The organism is Gilliamella sp. wkB195 (assembly GCF_001690445.1).
GTDB classification, from domain to species: domain Bacteria; phylum Pseudomonadota; class Gammaproteobacteria; order Enterobacterales; family Orbaceae; genus Gilliamella; species Gilliamella apicola_E.
On sequence record NZ_LZGP01000011.1, the window covers coordinates 206,482 to 233,424 of the forward strand.

The 26,943-nt window shown below is 34.9% G+C and carries 20 protein-coding genes and 4 tRNA genes; 12 read left to right on the plus strand and 12 right to left on the minus strand.

The window, feature by feature from the left end:
* Nucleotides 1–95: 95 nt before the first annotated feature.
* From A9G08_RS03120 to manD, 6 genes are all read right to left on the minus strand, one after another.
* On the minus strand, nt 96–1,790 hold the full coding sequence (locus A9G08_RS03120; protein ID WP_141673910.1) for a ShlB/FhaC/HecB family hemolysin secretion/activation protein: 1,695 nt from the start codon (nt 1,788–1,790) through the stop codon (nt 96–98).
* Between the two features lie 321 nt (nt 1,791–2,111).
* Complete coding sequence (locus tag A9G08_RS03125) at nt 2,112–2,795, minus strand: GntR family transcriptional regulator (RefSeq protein WP_065562284.1); 684 nt, start codon at nt 2,793–2,795, stop codon at nt 2,112–2,114.
* Nucleotides 2,796–2,927: 132 nt separating this feature from the next.
* The gene (locus tag A9G08_RS03130) at nt 2,928–4,409 is read right to left on the minus strand and encodes a mannitol dehydrogenase family protein (RefSeq protein ID WP_065562285.1); all 1,482 of its coding nucleotides are present in this window, start codon (nt 4,407–4,409) and stop codon (nt 2,928–2,930) included.
* Nucleotides 4,410–4,421: 12 nt separating this feature from the next.
* Nucleotides 4,422–5,774 carry an MFS transporter gene (locus A9G08_RS03135; protein WP_065562286.1) on the minus strand — a complete coding sequence of 451 codons (1,353 nt, stop codon included), beginning with the start codon at nt 5,772–5,774 and terminating at the stop codon, nt 4,422–4,424.
* A gap of 57 nt (nt 5,775–5,831) precedes the next feature.
* Nucleotides 5,832–6,848 carry a Zn-dependent oxidoreductase gene (locus tag A9G08_RS03140; RefSeq protein WP_065562287.1) on the minus strand — a complete coding sequence of 339 codons (1,017 nt, stop codon included), beginning with the start codon at nt 6,846–6,848 and terminating at the stop codon, nt 5,832–5,834.
* A gap of 15 nt (nt 6,849–6,863) precedes the next feature.
* The gene (manD, locus tag A9G08_RS03145) at nt 6,864–8,078 is read right to left on the minus strand and encodes a D-mannonate dehydratase ManD (RefSeq protein WP_065562288.1); all 1,215 of its coding nucleotides are present in this window, start codon (nt 8,076–8,078) and stop codon (nt 6,864–6,866) included.
* 444 nt (nt 8,079–8,522) lie between these two features.
* Between manD and A9G08_RS03150 the strand changes: the two genes are divergently transcribed.
* Nucleotides 8,523–9,089, plus strand: a complete 567-nt coding sequence (locus tag A9G08_RS03150; RefSeq protein WP_065562289.1) for an anthranilate synthase component II — start codon at nt 8,523–8,525, stop codon at nt 9,087–9,089.
* A gap of 2 nt (nt 9,090–9,091) precedes the next feature.
* Complete coding sequence (gene pabB / locus A9G08_RS03155) at nt 9,092–10,828, plus strand: aminodeoxychorismate synthase component I (protein WP_065562290.1); 1,737 nt, start codon at nt 9,092–9,094, stop codon at nt 10,826–10,828.
* A gap of 58 nt (nt 10,829–10,886) precedes the next feature.
* On the opposite strand, the gene A9G08_RS03160 is transcribed toward pabB, so the two are convergent.
* Genes A9G08_RS03160 through A9G08_RS03170 form a run of 3 tightly spaced genes read right to left on the minus strand, consistent with a single transcriptional unit; the run spans nt 10,887 to nt 14,359 of the window.
* Entirely contained in the window at nt 10,887–11,468 is a 582-nt protein-coding gene (locus tag A9G08_RS03160; RefSeq protein WP_065562291.1) for a PqiC family protein, read from the minus strand.
* Nucleotides 11,468–13,105, minus strand: a complete 1,638-nt coding sequence (pqiB, locus tag A9G08_RS03165) for an intermembrane transport protein PqiB (protein ID WP_065562292.1) — start codon at nt 13,103–13,105, stop codon at nt 11,468–11,470. Before pqiB ends, A9G08_RS03160 begins: the two co-directional genes overlap by 1 nt.
* 15 nt (nt 13,106–13,120) lie before the next feature.
* The gene (locus A9G08_RS03170) at nt 13,121–14,359 is read right to left on the minus strand and encodes a PqiA/YebS family transporter subunit (protein WP_065562293.1); all 1,239 of its coding nucleotides are present in this window, start codon (nt 14,357–14,359) and stop codon (nt 13,121–13,123) included.
* A 419-nt stretch (nt 14,360–14,778) separates the two neighbouring features.
* On the opposite strand from A9G08_RS03170, the gene recA reads away from it, so the two are divergent.
* From recA to A9G08_RS03210, 8 genes are all read left to right on the plus strand, one after another.
* Complete coding sequence (gene recA / locus A9G08_RS03175; protein ID WP_065562294.1) at nt 14,779–15,825, plus strand: recombinase RecA; 1,047 nt, start codon at nt 14,779–14,781, stop codon at nt 15,823–15,825.
* Nucleotides 15,825–16,325 carry a regulatory protein RecX gene (locus tag A9G08_RS03180; RefSeq protein WP_065562295.1) on the plus strand — a complete coding sequence of 167 codons (501 nt, stop codon included), beginning with the start codon at nt 15,825–15,827 and terminating at the stop codon, nt 16,323–16,325. The genes recA and A9G08_RS03180 overlap by 1 nt, the downstream gene beginning before the upstream one ends.
* Before the next feature lie 196 nt (nt 16,326–16,521).
* Complete coding sequence (alaS, locus tag A9G08_RS03185) at nt 16,522–19,155, plus strand: alanine--tRNA ligase (protein WP_065562296.1); 2,634 nt, start codon at nt 16,522–16,524, stop codon at nt 19,153–19,155.
* A 139-nt stretch (nt 19,156–19,294) separates the two neighbouring features.
* Nucleotides 19,295–19,495 (plus strand): carbon storage regulator CsrA, encoded by a 201-nt coding sequence (gene csrA, locus A9G08_RS03190; RefSeq protein WP_065562297.1) that lies wholly within the window; start codon nt 19,295–19,297, stop codon nt 19,493–19,495.
* 123 nt (nt 19,496–19,618) lie between these two features.
* Nucleotides 19,619–19,711, plus strand: a tRNA-Ser gene (locus tag A9G08_RS03195).
* An 18-nt stretch (nt 19,712–19,729) separates the two neighbouring features.
* Nucleotides 19,730–19,806: transfer RNA gene (locus A9G08_RS03200), tRNA-Arg, on the plus strand.
* Nucleotides 19,807–19,822: 16 nt separating this feature from the next.
* Nucleotides 19,823–19,899: transfer RNA gene (locus A9G08_RS03205), tRNA-Arg, on the plus strand.
* 18 nt (nt 19,900–19,917) lie between these two features.
* Nucleotides 19,918–19,994: transfer RNA gene (locus A9G08_RS03210), tRNA-Arg, on the plus strand.
* Nucleotides 19,995–20,503: 509 nt separating this feature from the next.
* Here A9G08_RS03210 and A9G08_RS03215 read toward each other — a convergent pair.
* Complete coding sequence (locus A9G08_RS03215) at nt 20,504–20,776, minus strand: DUF4190 domain-containing protein (RefSeq protein ID WP_065562298.1); 273 nt, start codon at nt 20,774–20,776, stop codon at nt 20,504–20,506.
* Between the two features lie 600 nt (nt 20,777–21,376).
* On the opposite strand from A9G08_RS03215, the gene serS reads away from it, so the two are divergent.
* Together serS and rarD are read left to right on the plus strand one after the other, a co-directional pair.
* A complete protein-coding gene (gene serS, locus A9G08_RS03220; protein WP_065562299.1) occupies nt 21,377–22,669 on the plus strand; it encodes a serine--tRNA ligase in 1,293 nt (430 codons plus the stop codon).
* Nucleotides 22,670–22,743: 74 nt separating this feature from the next.
* Entirely contained in the window at nt 22,744–23,640 is an 897-nt protein-coding gene (gene rarD / locus A9G08_RS03225; protein ID WP_065562300.1) for an EamA family transporter RarD, read from the plus strand.
* A 53-nt stretch (nt 23,641–23,693) separates the two neighbouring features.
* Here the strand turns inward: rarD and pflA are convergent, their stop codons facing one another.
* On the minus strand, nt 23,694–24,452 hold the full coding sequence (pflA, locus tag A9G08_RS03230) for a pyruvate formate lyase 1-activating protein (protein WP_065562466.1): 759 nt from the start codon (nt 24,450–24,452) through the stop codon (nt 23,694–23,696).
* A gap of 358 nt (nt 24,453–24,810) precedes the next feature.
* Nucleotides 24,811–26,475 carry a group II intron reverse transcriptase/maturase gene (gene ltrA, locus A9G08_RS03235; RefSeq protein ID WP_065562467.1) on the minus strand — a complete coding sequence of 555 codons (1,665 nt, stop codon included), beginning with the start codon at nt 26,473–26,475 and terminating at the stop codon, nt 24,811–24,813.
* Between the last annotated feature and the right edge of the window lie 468 nt (nt 26,476–26,943).

A 26,943-nucleotide genomic window follows, 5' to 3' on the forward strand; every position in this document is an offset into this window, starting at 1 on the left:
TTTTCTAACTAATTCTTATTTAATCAACAATCTTTTTATTATAAATATTCTTTGTTACTAAAACTTGCCGACTAAAAAGGCGTAAAACCAAAATACTAGTAAGTCCAATTTAAATAAAAGGCTAGTGTCAAATGATTTGTTTTAAAATTATCGGGTTTGTGCAAAGGTACTCCAGCAAATACATCATAATAGACATTAAATTGTTGACCTCTTATACCTAGTGCCGAACCAACAAGTCGTTTACCGCTCAACCGTTCTGAATTTCGCCCACTAACTTGCCCAGCATCTAAGCCAAAGTATAATTGTTGCCTTATAGGCATTTGCCAAATCAAATCATTACGCAGATACCAGCCATTATCAGCCGTCAACATTTGCTCACCATCAAATCCTCTAACAGTCCAACGACTTCCGATTGAAAATCGATCTGGAGGAGTTAATTTATTACCTCTTGTCATTTGACCATTATAATCAAAACTATAAGCAAAATTCTGATTACCTAGAGTGAATGGAGCATAAAATGAAACATCAAACTTGAAAATATTAGTCAACGCACTAGCTATGTTTATTTCTTCTTCTCGAGCTTTTTCTGCACCGAACCATCGCACTCCTTTTTGATACCATACATCAACATCTAAAGTCATATCGTCAATATAATGACGATGTTGTAAACCTAATTTCCAATTAGTTGTTTTTCGACGCTGATTTTCAAGTTCAAGATCATTCATAAAGTTGTGAGATTGTCTTAAGTTAATACCATAACTTAAAGTTGTTTTTTGTGTTGAACTACGGTGCAATACCCGGCTAATCTTGAAATTGTAATTTTTACTTCGACCTTTGTATTGATAATCTACAATACCTGGGATATTTTGGTGGTAGGTATTACCATAAATTAAAGTTTCAAACATCCAATATCCATAAGGAACTGAATAAGAAAAATAATAATCACGGTTACCATATTTGTCTTTATTTTCTAGATCATGATCACCTGAAACATAAAATGAATCACTAAGGCCTAGAGGATTATCTAAATAGAGCGTTAATCCGCCTAGATATCGACCCGTATCTTTAGTGCCCGAGTTATCTACAGACATCCCTACCCGCCAAAACTTTGATTGATTGCGCTTTATAACAATTTCGGTTTCCCCTTCTTTAGCACCAGGGATTAACTCGATTTTAGCATCTACAGTAGGAATTCTCTGTAAATTCTCTAAACCTTGTTCAAGTGCCCGTAAATTAAGTAATTCACCACTTCTTAAAGGAATACTGGTATACAAATTTGCATAGGTATCACTACCTTCTGAATAGTGTATACTTTTTACGGAACCCTTTAAGATTAATAGAGTGAAAGTACCCTGTGATAAATCTTGTTGTGGAGCAACTACACGAGTAGTAATAAAACCATAATTAATAAGTTGGTTTTGCAATTCGGTCATCAATAAATTTAGACCCTGACTACCTAAACATCGCCCTTCGGCTTGCTTTGTTAAAGGACTTAATGGAACATAAAATGGTAAAGTTTCCTTTTCTAATAACTTAACATGGGAAATAGGGAAACATAATTTTTCCTCTGGAAAATCAATATTATTAATTTTCTTTAATGGGGATAATAAATTAACATCAGGCGTTTTGGGGGATAGCGCTTCTTCCGCTGCTTTTTGCCGTTCCTGTTGATAAATTAGCTGTTTGTCACTAACCTTTTGATTTTGAATGGTTACTTGAGAATCCGCCCCAACATAACCAGAAAGAATAAAGCCTACTACAATAACTGATAACTTCCTGACATTCATCATTTTCTTTACCAAAATTATAATATTTATGCTTTTGTGCTGTCATATGTTAAAACGATTACATGATTTAGTCTATAAAAAGAATCAATCAAAAATTAATGATACATAAAAAAATAAAGTTTAAAAACATCAATTCATCAATAAGAGAAGTTAAATAAAAAAGGTTAATAACTCTTCTTTTTTTGAGGTAATCGGCGATATTTAGATATATAAAAACATTGATGAATATTTCTTAAATCAGCGCACCATGAAAAAAACTAAATTTCATTTATCTTTATTTAAGAAAAAATGATAATGAAATTATTACCTTTGAAATATAAAAAATTAATCAACAAACCATTCATTATGCTGTTGTGATACTATTTTTATCGTTTTTAATATAGTTGCTAAATGCTCATGTAGTGCAAGTGCAGCCATTTCTGGATTATGCTTTTCTAGTGCAATAACAATTTTTTCATGCTGTTTAACTAGGTCTTCTGGTGGAGAAATATCTTCTAAAGTAAGGTATCTAACTCTATCCATCATCGCTTTGATATTTTCGACGGTTTCCCAAGCCATTGGACAATCAATAACATTCATTAAAATTTGATGAAACTCATCATCTTTTTCTAGAAAATAACCAATATCTTTACGCTTGTTAGCTTCAATTTGTTCTTTCAGATTTTTTTTGAGTAATAAAAGATCTAAGTCACTAATTTCTTGTGCAACACGTTTTATAATCGCACACTCAACAGCATCACGAATAAATTGACCATCAATTACTTTTTTAACTGATATTTTCGTCACAAAAGTCCCACGTTGTGGAAGAATTTGGACCAATCCAGCTTCTGCTAGTTTAATGAAAGCTTCACGAACTGGTTGGCGTGATACATTAAACTGACCAGAAATATCTTTTTCAGACAATAAAACACCAGGTAGTACTTGGCAAGTGATAATTGCCTTTCTTAATTGGCGATATATTTGTTGATTAACAGGTTCTGAGATAGTTAACACTTCAGATTTGAACATATATTACTTTCAAAAAACAAATTACAAGAAAAGAGAATATAGGGGATTTTTGAATATAAGAAAAGTTTTTTATTTAATAATAAAAGTGCAATCATCTAAAGATGATTGCACTTTGCTTATTAATTAGTGGAATTAAAAATTTTGAGTTATTTGTTTAACGGTCTCTTTTGCTCCTATGTCTCTTAAAGAAAGATAAGCTTTAGTTACCTGTTCAATAAACAATGGATTTTGGGGTAGATCCTCTCCAAAAACATGTTTTAAAGATAACAGTGCATTAACTCGATCTTGATTATCAGAACTATTTAAAACCAACTCTTTTAATTTTTCGGCTGCTGGATCGCAAACTTCAATAACGTTACCACTATCATCCACGCCACTAACATAACGCATCCAAGCTGCAATACCTAAAGCTAAACAATCAAATGGTGTACCATTAGCCAAATGATATCTAACAGAATCAAGCATACGTTGAGGAAGCTTTAATGTTCCATCCATTGCGATTTGCCATGTACGATGTTTTAAACCGGTGTTGCGATATCGATCTAGTAATGAATCAGAATAAGCTGACAAATCAACATTTTTTACCTGTAATGTAGTTGCTTGCTCATTTAACATTAAATGCCTAGCTGCTTTAACATAATTAGGATCTTGCATACATTCATCAATATGCATATAGCCAGCTAAATAACCTAAATAAGCAAAAAATGAATGACTACCATTTAACATGCGTAATTTCATCTCTTCATAAGGCAATACATCATTAACTAATTCTGCCCCTGCTTTTTGCCACTCTGGACGACCAGCCACAAAATTATCTTCAATCACCCATTGTCTAAATGGTTCACCAGCGATACCTGCCGGATCATCAATACCACCAAGTTGTTTTTTTATTTTAGCCATCGTTTCTGGTGTTGCCGCAGGTACAATTCGATCAACCATTGTTGATGGGAAAGTAACATTATCCTCAATCCATTGCGCTAAACTTTCATCGCGCTGCTTAGCTAAGGCTAAAACAACATTACGAGTAACATGTCCATTTTCAGGCATATTGTCACAAGACATAACTGTAAAAGGTTTTAATCCTTGCTCTTTACGTAAACGTAAAGCTTCCACAATGACACCTGGAACAGATTTAGGTGTATGTGGATTAGTTACATCATGAATAATTAATGGATTATTAGTATCAATTGATGATGTTGATGGTAGATAGCAATAACCTTTTTCGGTTACAGTGATTGACACAATTGCAATTTCTGGACGAGTCATCACATCTAAGACTTTCTGAATTCCATCAACATCTGCATGTAATGCTTCTTTTGCAATACCTACAACACGAGTATTCCAATTATCATAAGACATTTCACACACACTAAATAAGCAATCTTGTTGTTTTAAATCTTGAATTTGTGCTTCACCACCAATCAAGTTAACTTCACAGTATCCCCAATCGCTATCATATTGCGCAGCCAATATATCTGCATAAATAGCTTGATGAGCACGATGAAATGCCCCAAAACCAAGATGAACAATTTTGGTTTTAATTTTGCTTCTATCATAAGTTGGAACAACTACCTCTTTAGGTAGTTGTGATAAAGTTTGATTCGATAATCTCATTATTTCTTCCGTTTAATTTTTACTATCTGCCGCATCATGTAAGTCAGCTAAATCACGATCTTTTACCTCAGGCATAAAAATAGCCGAGATAAGACCAATACATGAGTAAACAATAATCATAGCCACAATTGGCCACCAATCATTTACCATTTTACAGAAAATTCCAGCCAGAATTGGGCCGAATCCTACAGCAATTAAACCGCCTGCTTCTTTAGATATTGCCATTTGGGTAAATCGATTGCGAGCACCGAACATTTCGGCCATGGTGATGTTTTCTAGGGCAAATAAACCTAAAACTGCAATATTATGAATGAGAATAAGACATAATGTAATAGTATTTACAGAATGATTTATATCTACAATGATAGATAACATTGGATATGCTAGTATAATTGCAGACAATGTTAGTATTATATAAGGAATTTTTCGACCAATCTTATCTGATAACCAACCTAAGAAAGGAATAGTCAAGAAGCCGACAATTGAACTAAACATAATTGCATCAGTTGGAATACTTTTATTAAATAATAATGCTTGCACTAAATATCCCGCTAAGAAAGTTTGGATTAGCCCAGAATTTCCTGCTTGACCAAAACGTAATCCTGTAGCTAACCAAAATGATTTACTTTTAAACATTTCAAGTAATGAGATATGTTTTGTAACATCATTATCATTTTTTAGCGTATTAGTATCATTAACCTCATCAAATACAGGGCTTTCTTTTAAATTCATTCTTAACCAAATTGCAAAAATCATAACAATAACACTTGCTATAAATGGAATGCGCCAACCCCATGCAACTAATTGATCTTTATCTAATAAAAAGAACATAAATGCCCATATTGCTGTTGCACTTAATGTCCCACAGTTAGTTCCCATTGCAACTAATGAAGAAATTACTCCTCTTTTCCCTTTCGGTGCATATTCAGCGAGCATTGTTCCTGCACCAGAAATTTCAGCACCAGCACCTAATCCTTGAATTATACGTAAAATAACCAACATCAATGGCGCTAAAATACCTACTTGAGCATAAGTTGGTAGTACACCAATTAACGTAGTACATACCCCCATCATGGTAATAGTAATGAATAGAACTTTTTTACGACCGATAGCATCCCCCATGCGACCAAAAACGAAGGCACCAATGATTCGTGCAACATAACCAGCACCATAAGTGCCCATTGCTAAAATCAACGCCATAATAGCAGATTGTTCTGGAAAGAAAATTTCATGAAAAACTAAAGCAGCACCTAAAGAATATAATTGAAAATCCATAAATTCTAAAGCTGTTCCTAACCAACCTGATACTGCAGCTTTAACTAAATCCGAAGTATCCCTCTCACACTTATTTCCTATATTATTCATACTGTTCTCTCTTTTAATATTTTATCTAAAAAGGTTTTTCACAAGACTTTTTTAGTGCTAATTAAAGGTCAATAAAACTTTGCAGCAATGTTTCTGATCTTTTTCAAAAGTTTCAATCGCTTGAATTACTTGGGTATAATCAAATTGATGTGTGATTAACTTTTTGGGGTCGATTAATTTTTTCTTTAACCAATCGATAACAACTGGAAACTTATTCGCATTTAATCGAGAAGAAAAAATAGATAACTCTTTACTGGTTATCCCTTGTTGAGTAATTACACAAGGATCACTTGAAAAGCCCATGATTAGGATCCTTGCTGCAGGGGAGGCAATAGAAATTGCTTCTGGCAAAATCGAAGGATGACATGCAGCGTCAATTATAATTGTCGGTTTAATATTAAGTTTTTCTAATTCATTTTTCAGTGATAGATTAGTATTATTGATAACTTTATCTGCACCACTCGTTTGTGCCATAGCCAAACGTTCATCAATGCGATCGACAACAATAACTTGTTTAACTTTATAAACACCTTTTAGCGCTTGAACTGATGTTAGTCCCATTGGACCTGCACCATAAATTAAGGCAACATCATTTTCAGCTGGTTTCAAATGACTAGTCGCATTCGCTGCAATAGTGAACGGTTCAATCATTACGGCAAATTTATCACTAATGTCATCAGGAATCGCATAGGCATTTTTGCTTGGCACTGTTGTATATTGACTAAATCCACCATCACGATGAACGCCTAAAACAGTCAAAGATGTACAAACATTGGGACGCCCAACTGAACAAGGGTAACAACAACCACAGCTAATGACGGGATCAACAGAAACACGTTCACCAATTCTTGATCGATCTACTCCTTCACCTACCTCATCAATAACGCCAAAAAATTCATGTCCTATGACTCTTGGGTATTTTGCAAATGGATTGTGTCCTCGATAAATATGACTATCTGAACCACAGATGCCAGCTAGTTTAACTTTGACTCTTACTTCACCTTTAGCTGGTTGAGGAACTTCACGTTCCTCGATTTCTAGTTCATTAGGTTTTTTTACAACGATACTTTTCATATAAGCTACCTCAACTTACCAATTCCACAACGTGCCATCTTCTAAACGAGCAATTGGCAAATAAGCGGGGTTGTATGGATATTTTGCTGCTAGTTTTTCATCAAAATCGATACCTAAACCTGGTTTGTCACTTGGGTGCATATAACCATCAGTAAAGGTCCAGTTTGGTGAGAAGACTTCTAGCATTTGCTCTGAGTAACCCATAAATTCTTGAACACCAAAGTTAGGTACCCACATATCAAAATGAAGTGCAGCTGCATGACAGATTGGTGATAAATCTGATGGTCCATGAGAGCCTGTTCTAACTTGATAAAGCGACGCAAAATCAGCTATTCGACGCATATGTGTTATACCACCTGCATGGGTTATTGTGGTTCGGATATAGTCAATAAGCTGTTCTTCAATTAACTGTTTACAGTCCCAAATACTGTTAAATACTTCACCTACAGCAATTGGTGTTACAGTGTGTTGGCGAATTAATCGGAAACATTCTTGATTTTCAGCGGGTGTTGGGTCTTCCATCCAAAACAGGCGATAGTCTTCAACACTTTTACCAAATCGAGCTGCTTCAATTGGTGTTAAACGATGATGCATGTCATGCAATAAATGTTCGTTAAAACCAAATTTATTTCTCACTGCCTCGAATAATTTTGGTGTGAAATCAAGATATTTGTCGGTTGCCCAAAACTGTTCTTCAGGATAGTTACCTCGTGTTGCTGGTTCGTAAGCTAAGTTTTTACCTTTACTTTGACCGTAGGTGGTTTTCATTCCTGGTATGCCACACTGCACTCGAATGGCCTTAAAGCCCATTTCTTTATGTTTAGCATAGTCATCTAAGGCTTCTTCAATATCTTTACCTGTGGTGTGGCAATACACCATTACACCGGTACGAGAAGCTCCACCTAATAATTGATAAAGTGGCATATTGGCAACTTTACCTTTGATATCCCATAACGCCATATCTATGGCTGATATTGCTGACATCGTCACAGGTCCACGACGCCAATAGGCACCTTTATAGAAATATTGAAAAATATCTTCTATTTGACTAGCATCTCGCCCTATTAATTGTGGGCAAAGATGATCTTTAAGATATGATGCGACGGAAAGCTCACGTCCATTGAGCGTCGCATCACCTACTCCATATACGCCGTCTTCTGTCGTTATTTTTAGTGTGACAAAATTCCTTCCTGGACTACAAACAAAAACTTCTGCTTTTACAATTTTCATTAAATACCTCATAAGTAATTTGTGTAACGACAAATTAATCGATCCAATACTACCATACAAGTAGATTAGTATGTTTTTGTGAGTAAGATCACATTAAAAAGACATATTGCAAAGAAAAATAGAGTTTTTAGTTTGTAGCTGAATTCAAATAAATATAATAGAATTAATAAGATAAAATTGGTCTAGCATTATTGAAGGTGAGATATCATTCATGTTACTTATAAAGTCATTATCCGATTCCATACATGCTTTAATCGCTAAAATTGATTTTTTGCTGAAATTGTATTCAAAAACCCCGTTCCTCAACTTTTTTTTAAAATTTTGAGGAACGGGGTTTTTGAGCACCAGGGTATAAACTGCTTTATGTATTATCCCTTTTTATAATAGAATCACCTGTCACATTTTAAATCTTCATTTTTAAAATAATAAGTATTGGATATAATTTTGATTCTTCTGATTGATAACAACGATTCTTTTACATTTAATATATATGATTACCTGTGCCGTGCTGGTGCCAAGGTTATGGTCATCAAAAATGATGAAAAATCTATTGATGAATTAAAACAATTGTCGTTTTCTAAAATGGTAATTTCCCCAGGGCCAGGAACGCCAGATAATGCTGGAATATCATTGTCAGCGATTCAGGCTTTTGCTAATCACCGCCCAATACTAGGAATTTGTTTAGGTCATCAAGCTATTGCTCAATATTTTGGATTTACGATAGTCAAAGCGCCAGTACCAATGCATGGTAAAATTGATGAAATCATTCATGATGAAAAAGGATTATTTACTGGCATTAAAAATCCGCTATCTGTTGTAAGATATCATTCGTTAATTGTACAAAATTCGTCAAATGAGTCACCTTTAACAATCACTGCTACTAATAAACAAGGGTTGATTATGGGGTTACGTCATAAAACATTACCTATCGAATCAGTACAATTCCACCCTGAAGCGATCAAGACTGAATTTGGTTTAAAAATGATAAGCAATTTTGTTAGTGAGCAATAAGCATGAAAATTTATATCGATTTTGAGGGGCAACGTAAATATTTTTGTGATCCAATAAAGATTATAAAGTCATCTGATTATCACTCAATAAAAAAACATATTGATGAGATAGAAGAGTTTATACAACAAGGTTATTTTGCTTGCGGCTATCTTGCTTATGAAAGCGCTATGGGTTTTAATGAGTCGAATAAGACCAAAATAGTCACAAAGTCAGACCAGGATTTACCTTTACTTTTTTTTGGTATTTTTGAGAGCTATACAACAATAGCTCATACTGAGTGTGCTTCACCCGAGTATTTTGAATTGTCTTGTGACACAAATATTGACGAATATCAGCAGAAAATTAGTTATATTCGATCACAAATTGAATTAGGCAATACTTATCAAACCAACTATACCATTCAATTTAACGCACCATTCAATGGTGATCCTTTAGATTATTATCATTTTCTACAAAAAAATAATCAGGCAAATTATTGTGCCTATATTGAATTTGAAAATTATCATATTTTATCTATCTCCCCTGAGCTATTTTTTAAATTAGAAGATAGAACCATTACAACTAAGCCGATGAAAGGAACAGCAGCACGAGGTTTAAATTCTGACCAAGATAAACAACAAGTGGCGCTGTTGAAGTCAGAAAAAAATCTTGCTGAAAATATGATGATTGTTGATTTACTTCGTAATGATTTAAGCAAAATATCAGTGCCAGGTTCAGTAACCGTTCCACATTTATTTACAGCAGAAAAGTATCCGACTGTCTGGCAACTCACTTCAACTATTCAAGCAACCGTAAAAGAAAATATAAGTTTGTATCAGCTATTTAAAGCGCTGTTTCCGTGTGGTTCAATTACTGGTGCGCCCAAATCAAGTACCATGCAAATCATTAGTGATATTGAAAACTCGGCTCGCGGGGTTTATTGTGGCACCATTGGTTTTGTAGAACCTTTAATGAAAAAGGCAGTATTTAATATTCCAATACGAACTTTAACCATACATAATCAACAGTTGAATTATGGTGTTGGTGGTGGCATTACATGGGATTCAACTGCTGATGATGAATATCATGAGATTTTAGCTAAAACAGCCATCTTAAATCGAACGCTAACTATTCCTGAATATATTATTGAAACATTATTGCTTAAAGATGGCGAGTTGGTTTTGTTTGATATGCATTTAGATAGGTTGATAAATTCAACGAGTTATTTTGATTTTGAATGTGATATTCAAACAATTAAACAGACATTAACTAATTTAGCAAAAACTCATTCATCAGGAAGATATAAAATTAGGCTTCTGCAACCTAAATATGGCCAAGCAAAAATAAGTCTCGATAAACTTACTCATTCAATGGTAATTGATAAGCTTGATTTTGCACCCAAATGTGTCGATAAGGAAAACACTTTTCTCTATCATAAAACGACTAATCGACAACACTTTCCCGAATTAGCAGTTGGGCAAGAATATATCAATTATAATCAATATGATGAAATCACTGAGTTTGTTAATGGTAATATTGCGTTGTTGATTAATGAAAAGTGGGTAACACCAACTATTACTTCGGGTTTACTTGCTGGTACTATGCGACAGTATTATTTGGATAATCATCAATTAACCGAGCAAAAGATTGTCAAACAAGATATTTTGAAAGCCGAGAAAATAGCATTTATTAATAGTGTGCGAGGATGGGTTGAAATTAAAGACCAGATATTAGATAAATTAAAAGCACAGTTTTCATGATCTGAAATTAAGAGCATAGAACATTCCGTCATCATATTGACGGAATGTTTAGTAAGTATTAATAATGTTTAATTGAATTTGCAAAGTCTAATTCTTCATTTTGCCAGCCTTCGGATAAGGCTTTTACCAAAGCATCATAACCATTTGTTGCAAGTGGAACATGACGTTCAATAGCTTTAGTAACGATTTTACCTTTCTTATCTGTCACTACCCAGCGCCCTTTTATGATTGCATCGCCATTATAACCGCCATGGAAACCATCAATAAAAAGTTTAACTGTAAAAGTTGGCGTGGTAATTGATTTAGTTGACACCAAATAATTAGGCAAAATTTGAGTTAAGTCTTGTGACAATCGATCGGCAAGTTGTTGAGACAGCGTTGATGCCCATAAATGATTAGTTGCTGTGACATATTTTATGTCCTGTGTTTGCAGGACAATACCGGGTTTGTTTAAGAAACTAGCTACCTCAATGGACTCAATCCAAATAAAATGATCTGTAGTTTGTGTCATTCTTGAGCCAGTCAAATTACTAGTTAATTGAAAATAACTTTTACTCGGTGCATTTGATGAACAACCAATTATAGCTCCTAATAATGTCACCAATATCGTAACTTTTAGCGTTCGAATTAATTTAACCATTATTTCTTACCTCTGGCTTTGGGTTCTTGGTCTTTTTTATTTGGCGCTGAGAAAATCAATGCATTACTTTTATTATTTAATGTGTTAAGTAAAGGAGTCAGCTCATCCATCATTAGTTGAATTTTCTGTAAACTTTCGATCATTTGCGTGTTAAGTTCAGATCCCGGTTGCAACCCTTTCATGGTCTCGTGTAATGAACGAATTGCCTTTTGTAAATCCTTCGGCATAGCTTGCATCTCTTTACTCGCCATAATTTGATTTAATGAATTCATTAGTTTTTCACTTGATTCTAATGATTTATTAAATTGAGTCATCGTGTTATTCAACGGTAAACTATTAAAGTTGTCGAGTAATTGCAATATTTTTGCTTGAATTTGAGCAAATCCTGTTGATGTTGTTTCGATAGTATCGTAACCATATTGGTTAGCTAATTTTATATCGTATTTATTTTTCAAATCAGGATAAAAATCTAAATCAATATAAAGCGCACCAGTAAACATATTGGACGTTTTTAATGATGCTCTTAGTCCATTTTTTTGTTCATCTTTTATCAAAGCTGCTATATCGATCTTATCATCAACTAATTCTGATAGACGGTCAGGCTCTATTCTGATTAATACTGGTACTTTTTGATTGAGAATAGATCTTTCTTTTAACATTTCTGTAGTATAAAACGGTACTTTACTCACTGTACCCAATCTTATACCATGATATTCCACTGGCGCACCTTCGGTTAATCCCGATATGGAATCAGTAATCATAATTAGAAATTCTTTATATTCAGTGTACTGTGAATCTTGAATCGATTTTCTATCGTCATATAATTTATAAACATCATGTTGCTTGGCCGGTTCGCCTAGTTTTGCGCCATCTGGTAAATCAAAGCTAATTCCACCAGACATTAGAACATCTAACGAAGGAACTTCAAGACTTGCTCCACGTGATGATAAAGATAAATTGATACCACCCTCTTTCCAAAAGCGTACATTTTCCGTCACTAAGGCATCATAAGGTTTTTTGATGAACACTTGATACTTCATTTTACGGGCATCAACATCAAATAACGACGTTTCAACATTACCGACTTGATAACCTCGGAACATCACTTTTGCACCACGAGGTACTACACCACTTTGGTCACTTTCTAAATTTAAGCGAATTCCTTTTATACTTGGATCAGATAACGGCGGTGTATCAGATAGAATAAATGGGCTATTTTTGAAACTATGCGTATCGTTGCCTGAGACCAATTCAATATATACACCAGATAAAATAGTGCCAAGTCCTGTCACACCATCACGGCCAATTTCAGGTTTAACTACCCAAAAAATTGAGTCATTTTTTAACAATGGCTCCATATCATTATAAATTCGACCTTTTATGACGACTTTCTTGTAGTCATCAGATAATGTCACTTCATCAACTATACCAACGTCAACACTACGATTTTTGATTACTGTCTTACCTGCAACAATGCCATTTGCATCATTGGCTAATAAGGTAAAAGATGTGCCTCTATCAGCAAAGTGGGCATAGATAATCCATAATCCAACAACGGCGGTTACTATGGGAATAATCCATATTGCAGAAATTGCTCGGATTTTAATTATTTTTGCTAATTTTCTTGAGGTTGCCATATTATTCCTATTATTCTATTTTCGATTTCGATCCCAAAGTAAGCGTGGATCAAATTTTTGGGATGCAATCATAGTAATGATGACGACGGTTGCGAAAAAAGTAACACCAATATCAGGATAAACTCCCATCATTTGTTGGTTTCTAACTAAAGAACAAACTACAGAAACAACAAAGATATCTATCATTGACCATTTACCAATAAATTCTACCGCATTATATAATTTCTTCATTTTTAAGCAATTATGTTTATTTTTATCTTTCACGGCTAAAGCAAAATAACATAACCAGCTGAGTGAAATAATCTTTAAAATTGGAATAACCACGCTTGCGGAAAAGATAACTAATGCCACTGGTACATCCCCTGACTGCCACATATAGATAACACCATCCATAATAGTTGAGGTCGACGCTGAGCCAAATACAACTGTGATCATAATTCCGAATAAATTAGCGGGAATATAAATTATTAATGAAGTTACCAATAATGCAATTGTCCATTGTATTTTATCTCGCCCTCTTACTTGGCTTTTTTGTTTACATCTTGGGCATTTGGCATACTCAACAGGGACGATTGCATGGCAACATTGACACAATTTTATATTTTGAGAAATTCCCGTCTCACCAACTTCTAGTGCTTTTATTGAAAAATTACTTCGATGAATTTCATTCCAGATTTTACCCGGAGTGAAGATAACTAAAGCTTTAATATAAAAGAATACGAATAAACAAAATGCCCAAAATGTGCTAGTGACACCAATATTGCCATAACTCATTAATTTAACGAAACTAACTAATATGCCAGTTAAAAATATTTCAGGCATACACCAATGTTGGAATTTTTCATAAACAATAAGTAAATCTCTTTTCCGATATTTGGTTAAATTAATATTTGAACAAAGTAAGGCAATAATAGATAAATTGAGTAATGGAAAGACTAATACGAAAAAAATAAATAATGCTGAAATATAACTATATTTATCAATAAAAAGTATTCTTGGAATGTCCAGCACACTTACGCCATTGACATTACCAACTAAATTGATATCAATAAAAACAAAACCACAAGCAACAATGAGCATAATTAGAGAGCAAATTGCATACATTGCCGCTCTAAACTTCATATTGACATTGTTTTTAAATAGTATTGTATTACATCGTGGACAAACAGCTTTGTGGCCAACTGCAACATCAGCTAATTCGATGACCAAATCACAATGAGAACACAATACATAGTCTTGACTATCAGTGGTCATTATTTTCCTTTATTTATATTTTAAGCTATAAAGATGTTTTTGATTAGCATAACATTTAGGTATAAAAATCTTCAATGATTATAATATGTTGAGGCAATTAATTTAATACATCAATAACGACTAAAATTTATTTCTATCATCATACCAAATGGTCTTTTTTTATGAAAGTATTACCTAATTAAATTACCTTAATTTGATTATTCTCATTTTTTAAAAGCTCTATTTTTTAGTCGCCTTTTTAAATAATTCAATATCTTTTTCAGCACGAGATCATAAACAAATTCTGCAAAAAATTAATAAATTTTGTGACCAATTTCACAGAGTTAACTAATTTATGAATGTTTATAAAAAAAACTTGATACTGTATAACAATACAGTATAATGTACCCCAATATCCTTACTTATTGGAATTTTATTATATGAATGAAAACAAACAACGTGCACTTTCTGCAGCATTAAGCCAAATCGAGAAACAATTTGGTAAAGGTTCAATAATGCGTTTAGGTGATACTCAGACACTAGACGTAGATGCGGTTTCAACAGGTTCTTTAGGGTTAGACATTGCATTAGGTATCGGCGGCTTGCCAATGGGAAGAATTGTTGAAATTTTTGGGCCAGAGTCATCAGGGAAAACAACATTAACATTATCTGTTATTGCTCAAGCACAAAAAGAAGGTAAAACCTGTGCATTTATCGATGCTGAACATGCTTTAGATCCTATCTATGCAGCTAAGTTAGGTGTTCAAGTCGATGATTTATTAGTTTCTCAACCTGATACAGGAGAGCAAGCTCTTGAAATTTGTGATGCATTAGTTCGTTCTGGTGCAGTTGATGTGATTATTGTGGACTCGGTTGCAGCATTAACACCAAAAGCAGAAATTGAAGGTGAAATGGGCGATTCTCACATGGGGTTACAAGCACGCTTAATGTCTCAAGCATTACGTAAATTAACCGCTAATATCAAAAATGCAAATTGTCTTGTCGTTTTCATTAACCAAATTCGTATGAAAATTGGTGTAATGTTTGGAAATCCAGAAACCACTACCGGTGGTAATGCCTTAAAATTCTATGCATCTGTTCGTTTAGATATCCGTCGTACTGGTGCGGTAAAAGAAGGCGAAGATGTTATTGGTAGTGATACGCGTGTAAAAGTAGTTAAAAATAAAGTAGCTGCACCGTTTAGACAAGCGGAATTCCAAATCCTTTATGGGTGTGGTATCTCTAAAGAAGGTGAATTGATTGATTTAGGTGTTAAACATAAATTAGTTGATAAGGCAGGAGCTTGGTATAGCTACAATGGTGAAAAAGTAGGTCAAGGTAAAGCAAATTCAATTAAGTTTTTACAAGAACATCCTGAAATTGCTAAAGAACTTGAAACTAAATTACGCGATTTACTATTAAACAGCCCTGCAGTTTTCTCTGCTGATGATGAAGACGTTTCGGCAGATGATGAAAGCTTTGAGTAATGGAAAAAAAACTCAATAAATTAATCTTAAATAAAGCTGTGCAATTACTTGCACAGCGTGATCACTCATCATGCGAACTTAGCCGAAAATTAACCTTATTTTTTAGCAAAAAAATTACTTGCTCAAAAGATAATTATCCAGAACAACTAAATAAGTTAAAAACAGAAATAGAACATGTAATTGCACACTGTACTAATCAACATTGGATGGATGATAAGCAGTATATTGAAAAGTATATCTTTATGCGTGCTCATAAAGGTTATGGAAAATATAAAATAAGCTTGGAATTAAAACAGCGAGGTTTGTCATCAGATCTTAGTAGAGAGCTATTACTTTTAGCTGATATTGATTGGTCAAAAATTGCACATCATCAATTATTAAAAAAGTTCAAACTTATCGAACCAAAAAATAATCAACAAAAACAAAAAGTAATACAATTTTTAAAAGCCCGAGGATTTACACAACTTGATATAAAAACTGTGTATAGTTTGTTGACTTAAATTATTATAGTCCCTACAATATTACTTAGATAATACCCATTACGTAAAAAGCTCTCAAGATCTTTTAATTTTATTCCTTACTACTTATTAATAGTAACTAGATCAATCGTTGTACTAAGAATATTTACTTTTCAACTTAAGTTGTAACGGGTATATTACTATGTCTAAAAATTTATCGTTTAATATGGAAGCATAAATGAAAAGCACTGCAGAAATTCGTCAAAGTTTTCTTGACTTTTTCCATAGCAAAGGACACGAAATCGTTGCAAGTAGTTCCCTTGTTCCACACAATGACCCAACACTTTTATTTACAAATGCGGGAATGAATCAGTTTAAAGATGTTTTTCTTGGTATTGATAAACGACCTTATACCAGAGCAACAACATCTCAACGTTGTGTGCGAGCAGGCGGAAAACATAATGACCTTGACAACGTAGGTTATACTGCTAGGCATCATACTTTTTTTGAAATGCTTGGGAATTTCAGTTTTGGCGATTATTTTAAACGTGATGCGATTCATTTTGCTTGGGAACTACTAACCAGTGAAAAATGGTTTAATCTACCAAAAGACAGATTGACGGTTACTGTTTATGCAACTGATGATGAAGCATTTGCTATTTGGGAAAATGAAATCGGTATTCCTAAAGAGCGTATCATCCGCATAGGCGATAATAAAGGTGCACCATATGCATCCGATAACTTTTGGCAAATGGGTGATACAGGACCTTGTGGACCTTGTACAGAAATTTTTTATGATCATGGTGATCATATATGGGGTGGACCACCTGGAAGTGCTGAAGAAGATGGTGACAGATTTATTGAAATTTGGAATCTCGTCTTTATGCAATTTAACCGCCTTGCTGACGGTACTATGGAACCTTTGCCTAAACCATCAGTTGATACTGGTATGGGGCTTGAACGAATAGCTGCTGTGTTACAACATGTCAATTCAAATTATGATATTGATCTGTTTAAAACATTAATAAAAGCTGCAGCTGAAATCATTCAAGTTAAAGATTTAGAAAGTAAATCATTAAGAGTAATTGCAGATCATATACGTTCTTGCGCCTTTTTAGTTTCTGATGGAGTCCTACCTTCAAATGAAGGGCGTGGTTATGTATTACGTCGAATTATTCGCCGAGCAGTACGCCATGGACATATGTTAGGTGCTAAAGATATTTTCTTCTATAAGCTAGTTAAACCATTAATTGACGTAATGGGAAGTGCTGCTAATGAATTAGCAAATAATCAAAAGATAGTTGAAAATACACTTAAAACTGAAGAAGAGCAGTTCTTAAAAACATTAGAACGGGGTTTATTGTTACTTGACCAAGAGTTAGGTAAGATTACTAACAATGTATTACCTGGCGATATTGCTTTTAAACTCTATGATACTTATGGTTTTCCATTAGATTTAACCGCTGACGTTTGTCGCGAGAAGAATATCACTATTGATGAAAATGGCTTTAATCAATGCATGGAAGAACAACGTAAACGAGCTCGTGAATCTAGTTCATTCAGCGTTGATTATAGCAATATGATTAAGCTTGATGATAAGACAGAGTTTTTAGGTTATCAGTCTAGCGAAGCTTCAGGAAAAGTGATTGCAATCTTCCAAAATGGAAACAAAGTTGAAACAATAAATGCCGGTGATCAAGCTGTTGTCATATTAGATAAAACACCATTTTATGGTGAATCTGGTGGTCAAGTTGGCGATAAAGGTGTATTAACCGCTGCCGATTTAGTATTTAACGTTTCAGACAGCCAGAAATATGGTAAAAGCATTGGTCATATAGGTAAGGTCACCAAAGGATCATTGAAAGTTGGTGATATAGTAACAGCTGCAATCGATGTAGAGATACGTGAACGCATTCGTCGTAATCATTCTGCAACACATTTATTACAAGCCGCGTTACAACGTATTTTAGGAAGTCATGTACATCAAAAAGGATCATTAGTTAACGATAGCTATCTTCGGTTTGATTTTTCACATAATCAACCGATTACATCAGAACAAATTGAAGAAATTGAAAATTTAGTTAATCAACAAATTCGACGTAATTTACCAGTAGACATAGAACTCATGCCTATTGATCAGGCTAAAAATAAAGGTGCTATGGCGCTATTTGGTGAAAAATACGAAGATATTGTAAGAGTATTAACTATGGGAGATTTCTCCATTGAGCTTTGCGGTGGAACACATGTTGATAGAACTGGAGATATAGGACTATTTAAAATTATTTCTGAGTCAAGTATTGCATCAGGAGTACGTCGTATTGAAGCTACTTCAGGTCAAAATGCGATGGAATATATACACCATGAATCCAATTTGCTAAATCAAATTGGACAATTGGTTAAAAGTGATAAATCTGCTGTTTTATCACGAATTGAGCAACTGCTCGATCAAACCAAAACACTTGAAAAAGCTATAGAGCAGTTAAAAGCCCAACAAGCTAGCCAACAAAGTGGGCAATTGCTTAATCAATGTGTGGAAATCAATAATAAAAACTTACTAATTGCTAAGGTTGATAACGTCGAGGCAAAAATGTTACGTACCATGATTGATGATCTTAAAAATCAATTAAAAACTGGCGTAATTATTTTAGCAGCTGTCAATGATGGCAAAATCAATTTAGCTGCTGGTGTAACCAATGATTTATTAAACATTGTTAAAGCTGGCGAATTAGTTTCTCAATTAGCATTAAAAGTAGGTGGTAAAGGCGGTGGGCGGCCTGATTTCGCCCAAGCAGGTGGAATGGATCTTTCGGCGTTACCAGAAGCGTTATCTTCTGTAAAAAAGGAAATCAGTAATAAATTACAAGCAAGTTAGCCGGAAGTACTCCAGTGTTGTTAATTAGACATTAGTGTATTTCTGTAAAATTACGTCTTTCTATCTCTTCGATAGTAGGCTGACGAAGCTATATCTTAAAATTGTTTGGATATATACTTAACTGATATTAGGAGATCTAATGTTAATTTTAACTAGGAGAGTAGGTGAAACACTTATCATTGGTGACGATGTTGTTATTACCGTCTTGGGCGTGAAAGGTAATCAGGTCAGAGTCGGTATTAACGCACCTAAAGAAGTTTCTATTCATAGAGAAGAAATCTACAACCGTATTCATCAATCACAAGACAAAGTTGATGAATTAGTTCAACCCAAAGAGTAATATTGGGCACTAAATAAACAACCAGCACGTGTTCGCAAAAAAATGTTTGACTTATTTTTTGTAGAACGTAATATGTGCGCCACACATTATGATTTTGTTGTTCAAGCAGAGTCATAATGTTTTGGTGAGATGGCCGAGAGGCTGAAGGCGCTCCCCTGCTAAGGGAGTATGCGGTCAAAAGCTGCATCGAGGGTTCGAATCCCTCTCTCACCGCCATTTTAAAAATTAAAATATGCATCCGTAGCTCAGCTGGATAGAGTACCCGGCTACGAACCGGGCGGTCAGGGGTTCGAATCCCTTCGGATGCACCATTTTAAAATCTAATACGCATCCGTAGCTCAGCTGGATAGAGTACCCGGCTACGAACCGGGCGGTCAGGGGTTCGAATCCCTTCGGATGCACCATTTTTTACGAACTTACAAGCATCCGTAGCTCAGCTGGATAGAGCACTCGGCTTCGAACCGAGCGGTCAGGGGTTCGAATCCCTTCGGGTGCGCCATTTAAGCATCCTAAAAACCTTCTTCGATTTATAATGCCAATTAAACGTTATATTGAATATCATGAAAGGTTATACTCATTAACAATGTTATTTACTTTTTAGCTTATTAGTACTACAAACTATTTTAAAAACGTTGAATGCTATAAATCACTATACAAAGCTTTTTCTGTTTTCCCTTAAATATTAACCCTACCCGCTCTTAAAAAGCTTCGTACAAGCTTAAATTTTAAATTGGCAATAATAAAATTAAAGTACATCGACTTAGAAAAAATAAAGTTATAAAAAGAACATCAAGGACAACCGAAAAATAATTACTTAAAAGCTTTGTTTATACTTTCAATGATGAAATTAAAGAATTAAATATTAAGAAGCCTATATATTGAATGTTTGATATGAAATGCAATGCGTTTATTGCAGAAACAAATTGGGTATTTATTAGAACCCAATCTTTTATTCATAATAAGCTGACAGCTTTTAATTCACCATAACATTATTCTTTATTTATGAGATTAATGGTTAGCTGATAATATTATACTGCCAATTACGAAAAAGAATAAAAACCATAATACAAGGGTAATGATTCCACAAACGATTCCTGCTGTTGCAAAACCAGAACCACTTTTGTTATTAGTTTTTATATCACTTTTAGCAACTGCACTTAATACTATAGCTACAATAGCTAATACAATGCTTATAAGGCCTATTGGGATTAGTGATATAATTCCGCAAACCATCCCTGCTATAGCTAAACCACTTATTACTTTATATTGCTGTTGATCCACTTATTTTTTGCTCCGTAAAGATTTCGAAAAGTTAAACAAATTGTGATTAAGTATAATATTATCGGTTTAGCAGATCAATCTAAGACAGATTCCACTTTACCAATGGCAAATCATAATAATTTATTCCATTAAATATCTTAATAAGATTTATATCAGCAAAAATATACATATAATCTTAAATAAATGGTTTGTACGTTGATTTACAACTATGAAATACAGAAAAATAGACTTCAACTCAAAATACAGCATTGGTATTATAAAATTTACTAAAAAATGATTGTTAATAACTTGTATTTGTTTTTCCTTTTATGAATAATAGTTAAGTTAAAATATTCAACAGTATTAGCAAATAAAATAATAGATAAAATTTATATATGTATAAAATCAGCGTATATAAAAAATGATTATTTTTTATCCTATTGAACTACTTTGATTTATGGCTATCAGTTAGATTTCTTCGGGTTTACCACTTCGGTTGAAACCCGATATAATTCTAGTATACTAAGCTCACAAATTTCATATGTGTTATTCATCATATTTTTTGTTAACTCAAACAGAAAATTAAATAGATAACATTAATAAACGATAATGGACTTTTTTATGTTGGACCCAAATTTACTTCGAAACGAATTAGATCTTGTTGCTAGCAAATTAGCACGTCGTGGTTTTAAATTAGATGTTGAAACCATTCGACAATTAGAAGAAAAGCGCAAAATATTACAAGTTGAAACTGAAAATTTACAAGCACAGCGTAATGCCCGCTCTAAAGCTATTGGGGAAGCTAAAGCACGTGGTGAAGATATTTCAGTTGTACGAGAAGAAGTAAACCAATTAGGCGAAAAGCTTAACAGCGCTAAAGCAGAGCTTGATATCCTTTTAAACCAAATTAAAGATATTGCATCCAACATTCCAAATATTCCTGATGACTCTGTACCCGATGGTAAAGATGAAAGCGATAATGTTGAAGTATCTCGTTTTGGTACTCCAAGGACTTTTGATTTTCCAATCCAAGACCATGTCGCTTTAGGTGAACGTTTTGGTGGCCTTGATTTTGCTGCTGGGGTAAAACTTACTGGTGCACGTTTTGTGGTGATGAAATCACAATTAGCCCGTTTACATCGAGCGATTACTCAATTTATGTTAGATCTGCATACTGAACAACATGGCTATGCTGAAATCTATGTTCCATATCTTGTTAATCATGCTACCTTATTTGGCACAGGTCAATTACCTAAATTTGCAGGTGATCTTTTCCATACTAAACCTCTCGATGAAGAAGCTGAAAGCAGTAACTATGCATTAATTCCAACGGCAGAAGTCCCGGTAACTAACTTAGTGCGTGATGAGATACTTGATGAAAGCCAGCTTCCAATGAAAATGACTGCTCATACACCTTGTTTCCGTTCTGAAGCAGGCTCTTATGGCAAAGATACCCGTGGCTTAATTCGTATGCATCAGTTTGATAAAGTCGAACTTGTGCAAATTGTTAAACCGGAAGAATCAATGAAAGCTTTAGAAGAGCTGACAGCACATGCGGAAAAGGTTTTACAGCTACTTGAATTGCCATACCGTAAAATCGTATTGTGTACCGGCGATATGGGCTTTGGTTCATGCAAAACTTACGATCTTGAAGTTTGGGTACCGGCTCAAAACATTTATCGAGAAATCTCGTCTTGTTCTAATATGTGGGATTTCCAAGCTCGCCGAATGCAAGCTCGATATCGTAATAAAGCGGATAACAAAACTTATTTAGTCCATACCTTAAATGGCTCAGGATTAGCTGTTGGACGCACATTAGTGGCAATTATGGAAAACTACCAACAGGCAGACGGAAGCATTAAAGTGCCTTCTGTTTTAGTGCCATATATGAATGGTGTTGAAGTAATCGGTTAACCATGTTCTAAAAGTTTGCTTACTTCATTTTTAGCGCTATTAATTAGCGCTATTTTTTTATTAAAGGTGGAAAAATGATTAAAGGTGTTGTCCTTTCAATACTCGCATCATGCCTTTTTGGCTTACTTTACTACTATCCGGTTTTACTACAGCCTCTTCCTGTGGTTGACATCTTTTGCTGGCGTTTATTAACCTCGTTTCCAGCCATAGTGGTGTTAGTCTTTATAGAACACCAGTGGTCCGCAATTAGGGATTTATTTAAGCGTATTAGAGAGCAACCGATGATTTTAGTCGGATTGATCTTTTCCTCCCTATTGTTAACTATTCAGATGTTAATTTTCATTTGGGCACCGCTTAATGGGCATGGCTTATCGGCTTCTTTAGGTTATTTCTTATTACCATTAACCATGGTGATTTCAGGTCAGATTTTTTACAAGGAAAAACTCAGCTTTTTGCAAAAGATTGCCGTTTGCCTTGCTGCTATCGGCGTAGCCGTTGAAATCTATACCACAGGCGCATTTTCGTGGGAAACAGCAGTGGTTGCATTGGGTTACCCCATTTACTTTATTACACGTCGTAAATTGCAAATAGAGGGGATTTGTGGCACCTTTTCTGATTTCTTTTTTATATTTATTGGCTGCGTGATTTATTTCGCCTTTAATTACCCATTTAGCCAGATTGTGAGTGATATTACACACTTTCACATTTTTATCCCAATGCTGGGGATCATTACGGCTATCGCTTTTGCTATGTACTTTTTAGCTAGACGATTATTACCTTTGGGGTTATTTGGTTTGCTTGGATATGTTGAACCCGTTTTATTAACGCTTATATCAGTTCTATTTTTGCATGAATCGATCTCGGCACAACATATTATCTCTTACAGCTTTATTTGGTTGTCAGTATGTGTACTTGCGCTGGAGGGAACGATTTTTGTTTTGCGAGCAATAAAGCGTAAAAGAATTAGATAAAAAAGGATAGCAACTAAAAAGGTACCATAGCTGGTACCTTTTTTATTATCATGTTATTTACTAAATGTAACCGATTGACCATAACTTTCTATGATCTGTTGTATTCTGTCTAAGGTTTCTCGCGGTGGCGCCTCTACCCCTTCTAACTGATATTTATCTCCGAACGTATCCCATTTGTAAGCGCCCATTTTATGATAGGGTAATAACTCTACTCGCTCAATATTCTCCATACCTTGAATAAATTGCCCTAAAAGATGTGCGGAATTATCATCATCAGTCCACCCCGGTACAACCACATATCGTATCCAGGTTCGTTTATTAATTTTTTGTAGATATTTAGCAAACTCGAGCACACGCTTATTAGGTACGCCAACTAGTTTTTGATGTATTTCATCATTGATTTGTTTGAGATCTAACATGACTAAGTCTGTCACTTCCATAAGTGCTTCAACTATGTGATCTAACTGTCTTGCATAACCATTGGTATCTAAGCATGTGTGAATACCTTCTTGATGACAAGCTTTGAACCATTCAGTAATAAACTCAGATTGTAGTGTCGCTTCGCCGCCAGAAGCGGTTACCCCCCCGCCATTAGGCATGATGAAACTTTTGTAAGTAACGATCTCTTTCATCAGTTCATCAACAGTGACTTCACGGCCAGCTTTTAAATCCCAAGTATCACGGTTGTGGCAGTACAAGCAACGCATCAAGCAACCCTGAAAAAAAACAATGAAACGTATACCCGGCCCATCTACAGTGCCAAATGACTCATAGGAGTGGATGCGACCTTTGATTGGTTGCTTTGTTGTCATAATAATATTTTGTTCCATAAAAATTCTCTAGTGCTTGCTCATATTACTTTTTTATTGTTTAAGATATTTTAACTCATATGATACTTTCTTACACCAATTGTATTAATTGGATAATCGCTTATTAAATTAATGATGAGAATAACAGTTGAAAAACGTTCTTTTTAATAATATTGATATGGAATCAATAAATCTTAATCTTATTCTGATAAAAAAATAGCGCCTCAAGTAGGCGCCATTTTAAATTAGTATCAGTTAACTAAAGTCGGGTAGCAGCGGCATATTTCTATGCCGCCGCCCCCTAAGAACTGTACGAGCGAATTTCTCCGCATACAGCTCAAGCCTTTCTATTAACTTATTGCTAAGTCGGTTTCAATACTTCTAACTTCAGTGCATGAACTTTAATGTGACATACTGGATGTAATAATATTCTGTTTTTCAGTTTATTATCTCCGCCCTGTATGCGGTATATGATATGGTGGTCGTGCCATCCCGTCTCTTTTGTGATAGGGAGATGACATAGTCCACACCGTCCTTTTTGTTCCTTATACAACCTTTGCCATTGACTTCTGTGCGAATAATCTTCGTACATCCGTTTTTGGTATAGTGTTTCGCCGTATAATTCCCATTCTGGTAAAAAGGGATTATATTCCGATTTTACCTTTATATGACGTCTAATTTCTGTCTTACTGCAACACAGTAATTCAGTCCATATCTTTTCTCCATGCCGATTCGTTGTATGTGTACCAAATATCCAGTCCCTGCTTTGTATCCTTGTGAAGTATTTCTCCTTAACAAATCGTTTCCGCCTGTTACTGTGTCTTCGGCAACACCATCGCCAAATCGCTTGCCAGATTAAATGGTCTACTTTACTGTACGTTTCTTTAGCCACAATGTTACGGTGATAGTTTGCCCACCCCCTTAACATCGGATTTAATTTTGCTATGAGTATGTCCTGCTTAACCATCTTCATTTTGCTTATCGTTTCTTTTACCTTGCGATAGAATGATTTCACATTCTTTTTACTCGGTTTAATCAACAACTTGCCTTTAAATGACCTCACAGTCCAACCTAAGAAATCAAACCCTTGCTTAATGTTCACAATGCGTGTTTTCTTTTCCGATAGGGTTAGTCCCCTCTCTTTCAAAAATTCTCGCATTACCGGAACAACTTCATCTTCAAGCAATACTTTCGAATTCCCCGATATGATAAAGTCATCCGCATATCGAACCATGTATACTTTGTTGGCACGCCGTTGTCTATTTCCAATTACACCAAAGTGTTTAGTTAATAGCTCGTCAATGCCGTCTAGTGCCATGTTTGCTAAAGTTGGTGAAATGATACCCCCTTGTGGTGTACCCTCTTCCGTCCGTCTAACCTGTCCCATATCCACTACGCCAGATTTTAACCATTTTGCTAATATTCTTTTATTCATTGGAATATTTGCTATTAACCAATCATGACTAATATGGTCAAAACAACCCTGTATATCCGCATCTAATACCCATTGCGCCGTTTGTCTCATTTGACGCCCTTTGCGTGAGAATATTTTATGCACGTGGCTTATCGCATCCGCCGTTGAGCGATTGATTCGAAAACCATACGAGTTTTTATCCGCCGTTGTTTCTGCAACAGGCTGTAAAGCAAATAAATGTAACGCTTGCATTGCTCTATCTTTCATGGTCGGAATGCCTAAAGGGCGCTTCTTTCCGTCAGACTTAGGAATATAAACCCGCCTTAATGGCATCGGTTTGTATCCTTTACTTGTCAACGTTGCAATTGCTTCCCATTTACTTTCAGGTGTTGACCATGTTACTTTGTCAACCCCTGCCGTTCTTTTACCTCTGTTTTCTGTCACTCTTCGTACTGCTAATTGCTTAGCGTACGTTGAGCGTGTTAGTAACCGTTGTAAGCGTTTAACCTTACGGTAGTCACCTTCAATTGTTGCCTTCGCAATCCGTACCTGCAATCCCTTAACATGTTTTGTTACTTTGACCCAATCAATATTGTGCCATTGCTCATTCATGTCAGGAGTCGCTGGAGCTGGACCACTTTCAACTTTTTCGTTAAACTTAGTGTACTCTTTCATACTTACTCCTGTAATAACAGAAATAAGCAGAAATCTACTTGGTGTTGTATGAATAATTTCTTCATCTGTGAAGGGAGGAAGAATTATTCAGTGTACCAAATAAATTCTACTTCTCTGTCACATGGTGAATTGTTAGAGTTGGGAAATGAGCTTGTTTTCACTTGCCTGTTTCCTTTCCCCATCCAATCATTCCCGAAGAAATGACCATAAAGGATTAGCCAACATCTTACGATGAAAGACCAGTTAAAAGTCTGCACCCTTTCGGATTAGGTCATGTTTCATACCCTATATTAGCCATTACAGCCAATCATTCGCTTTCTCTAACCTCCTTTACCTGCACTCCCAACAGCATCACTTACGCTTTACCTGCCCTAAGGCGGAAATACGGGCTTACCAAGTTCCATT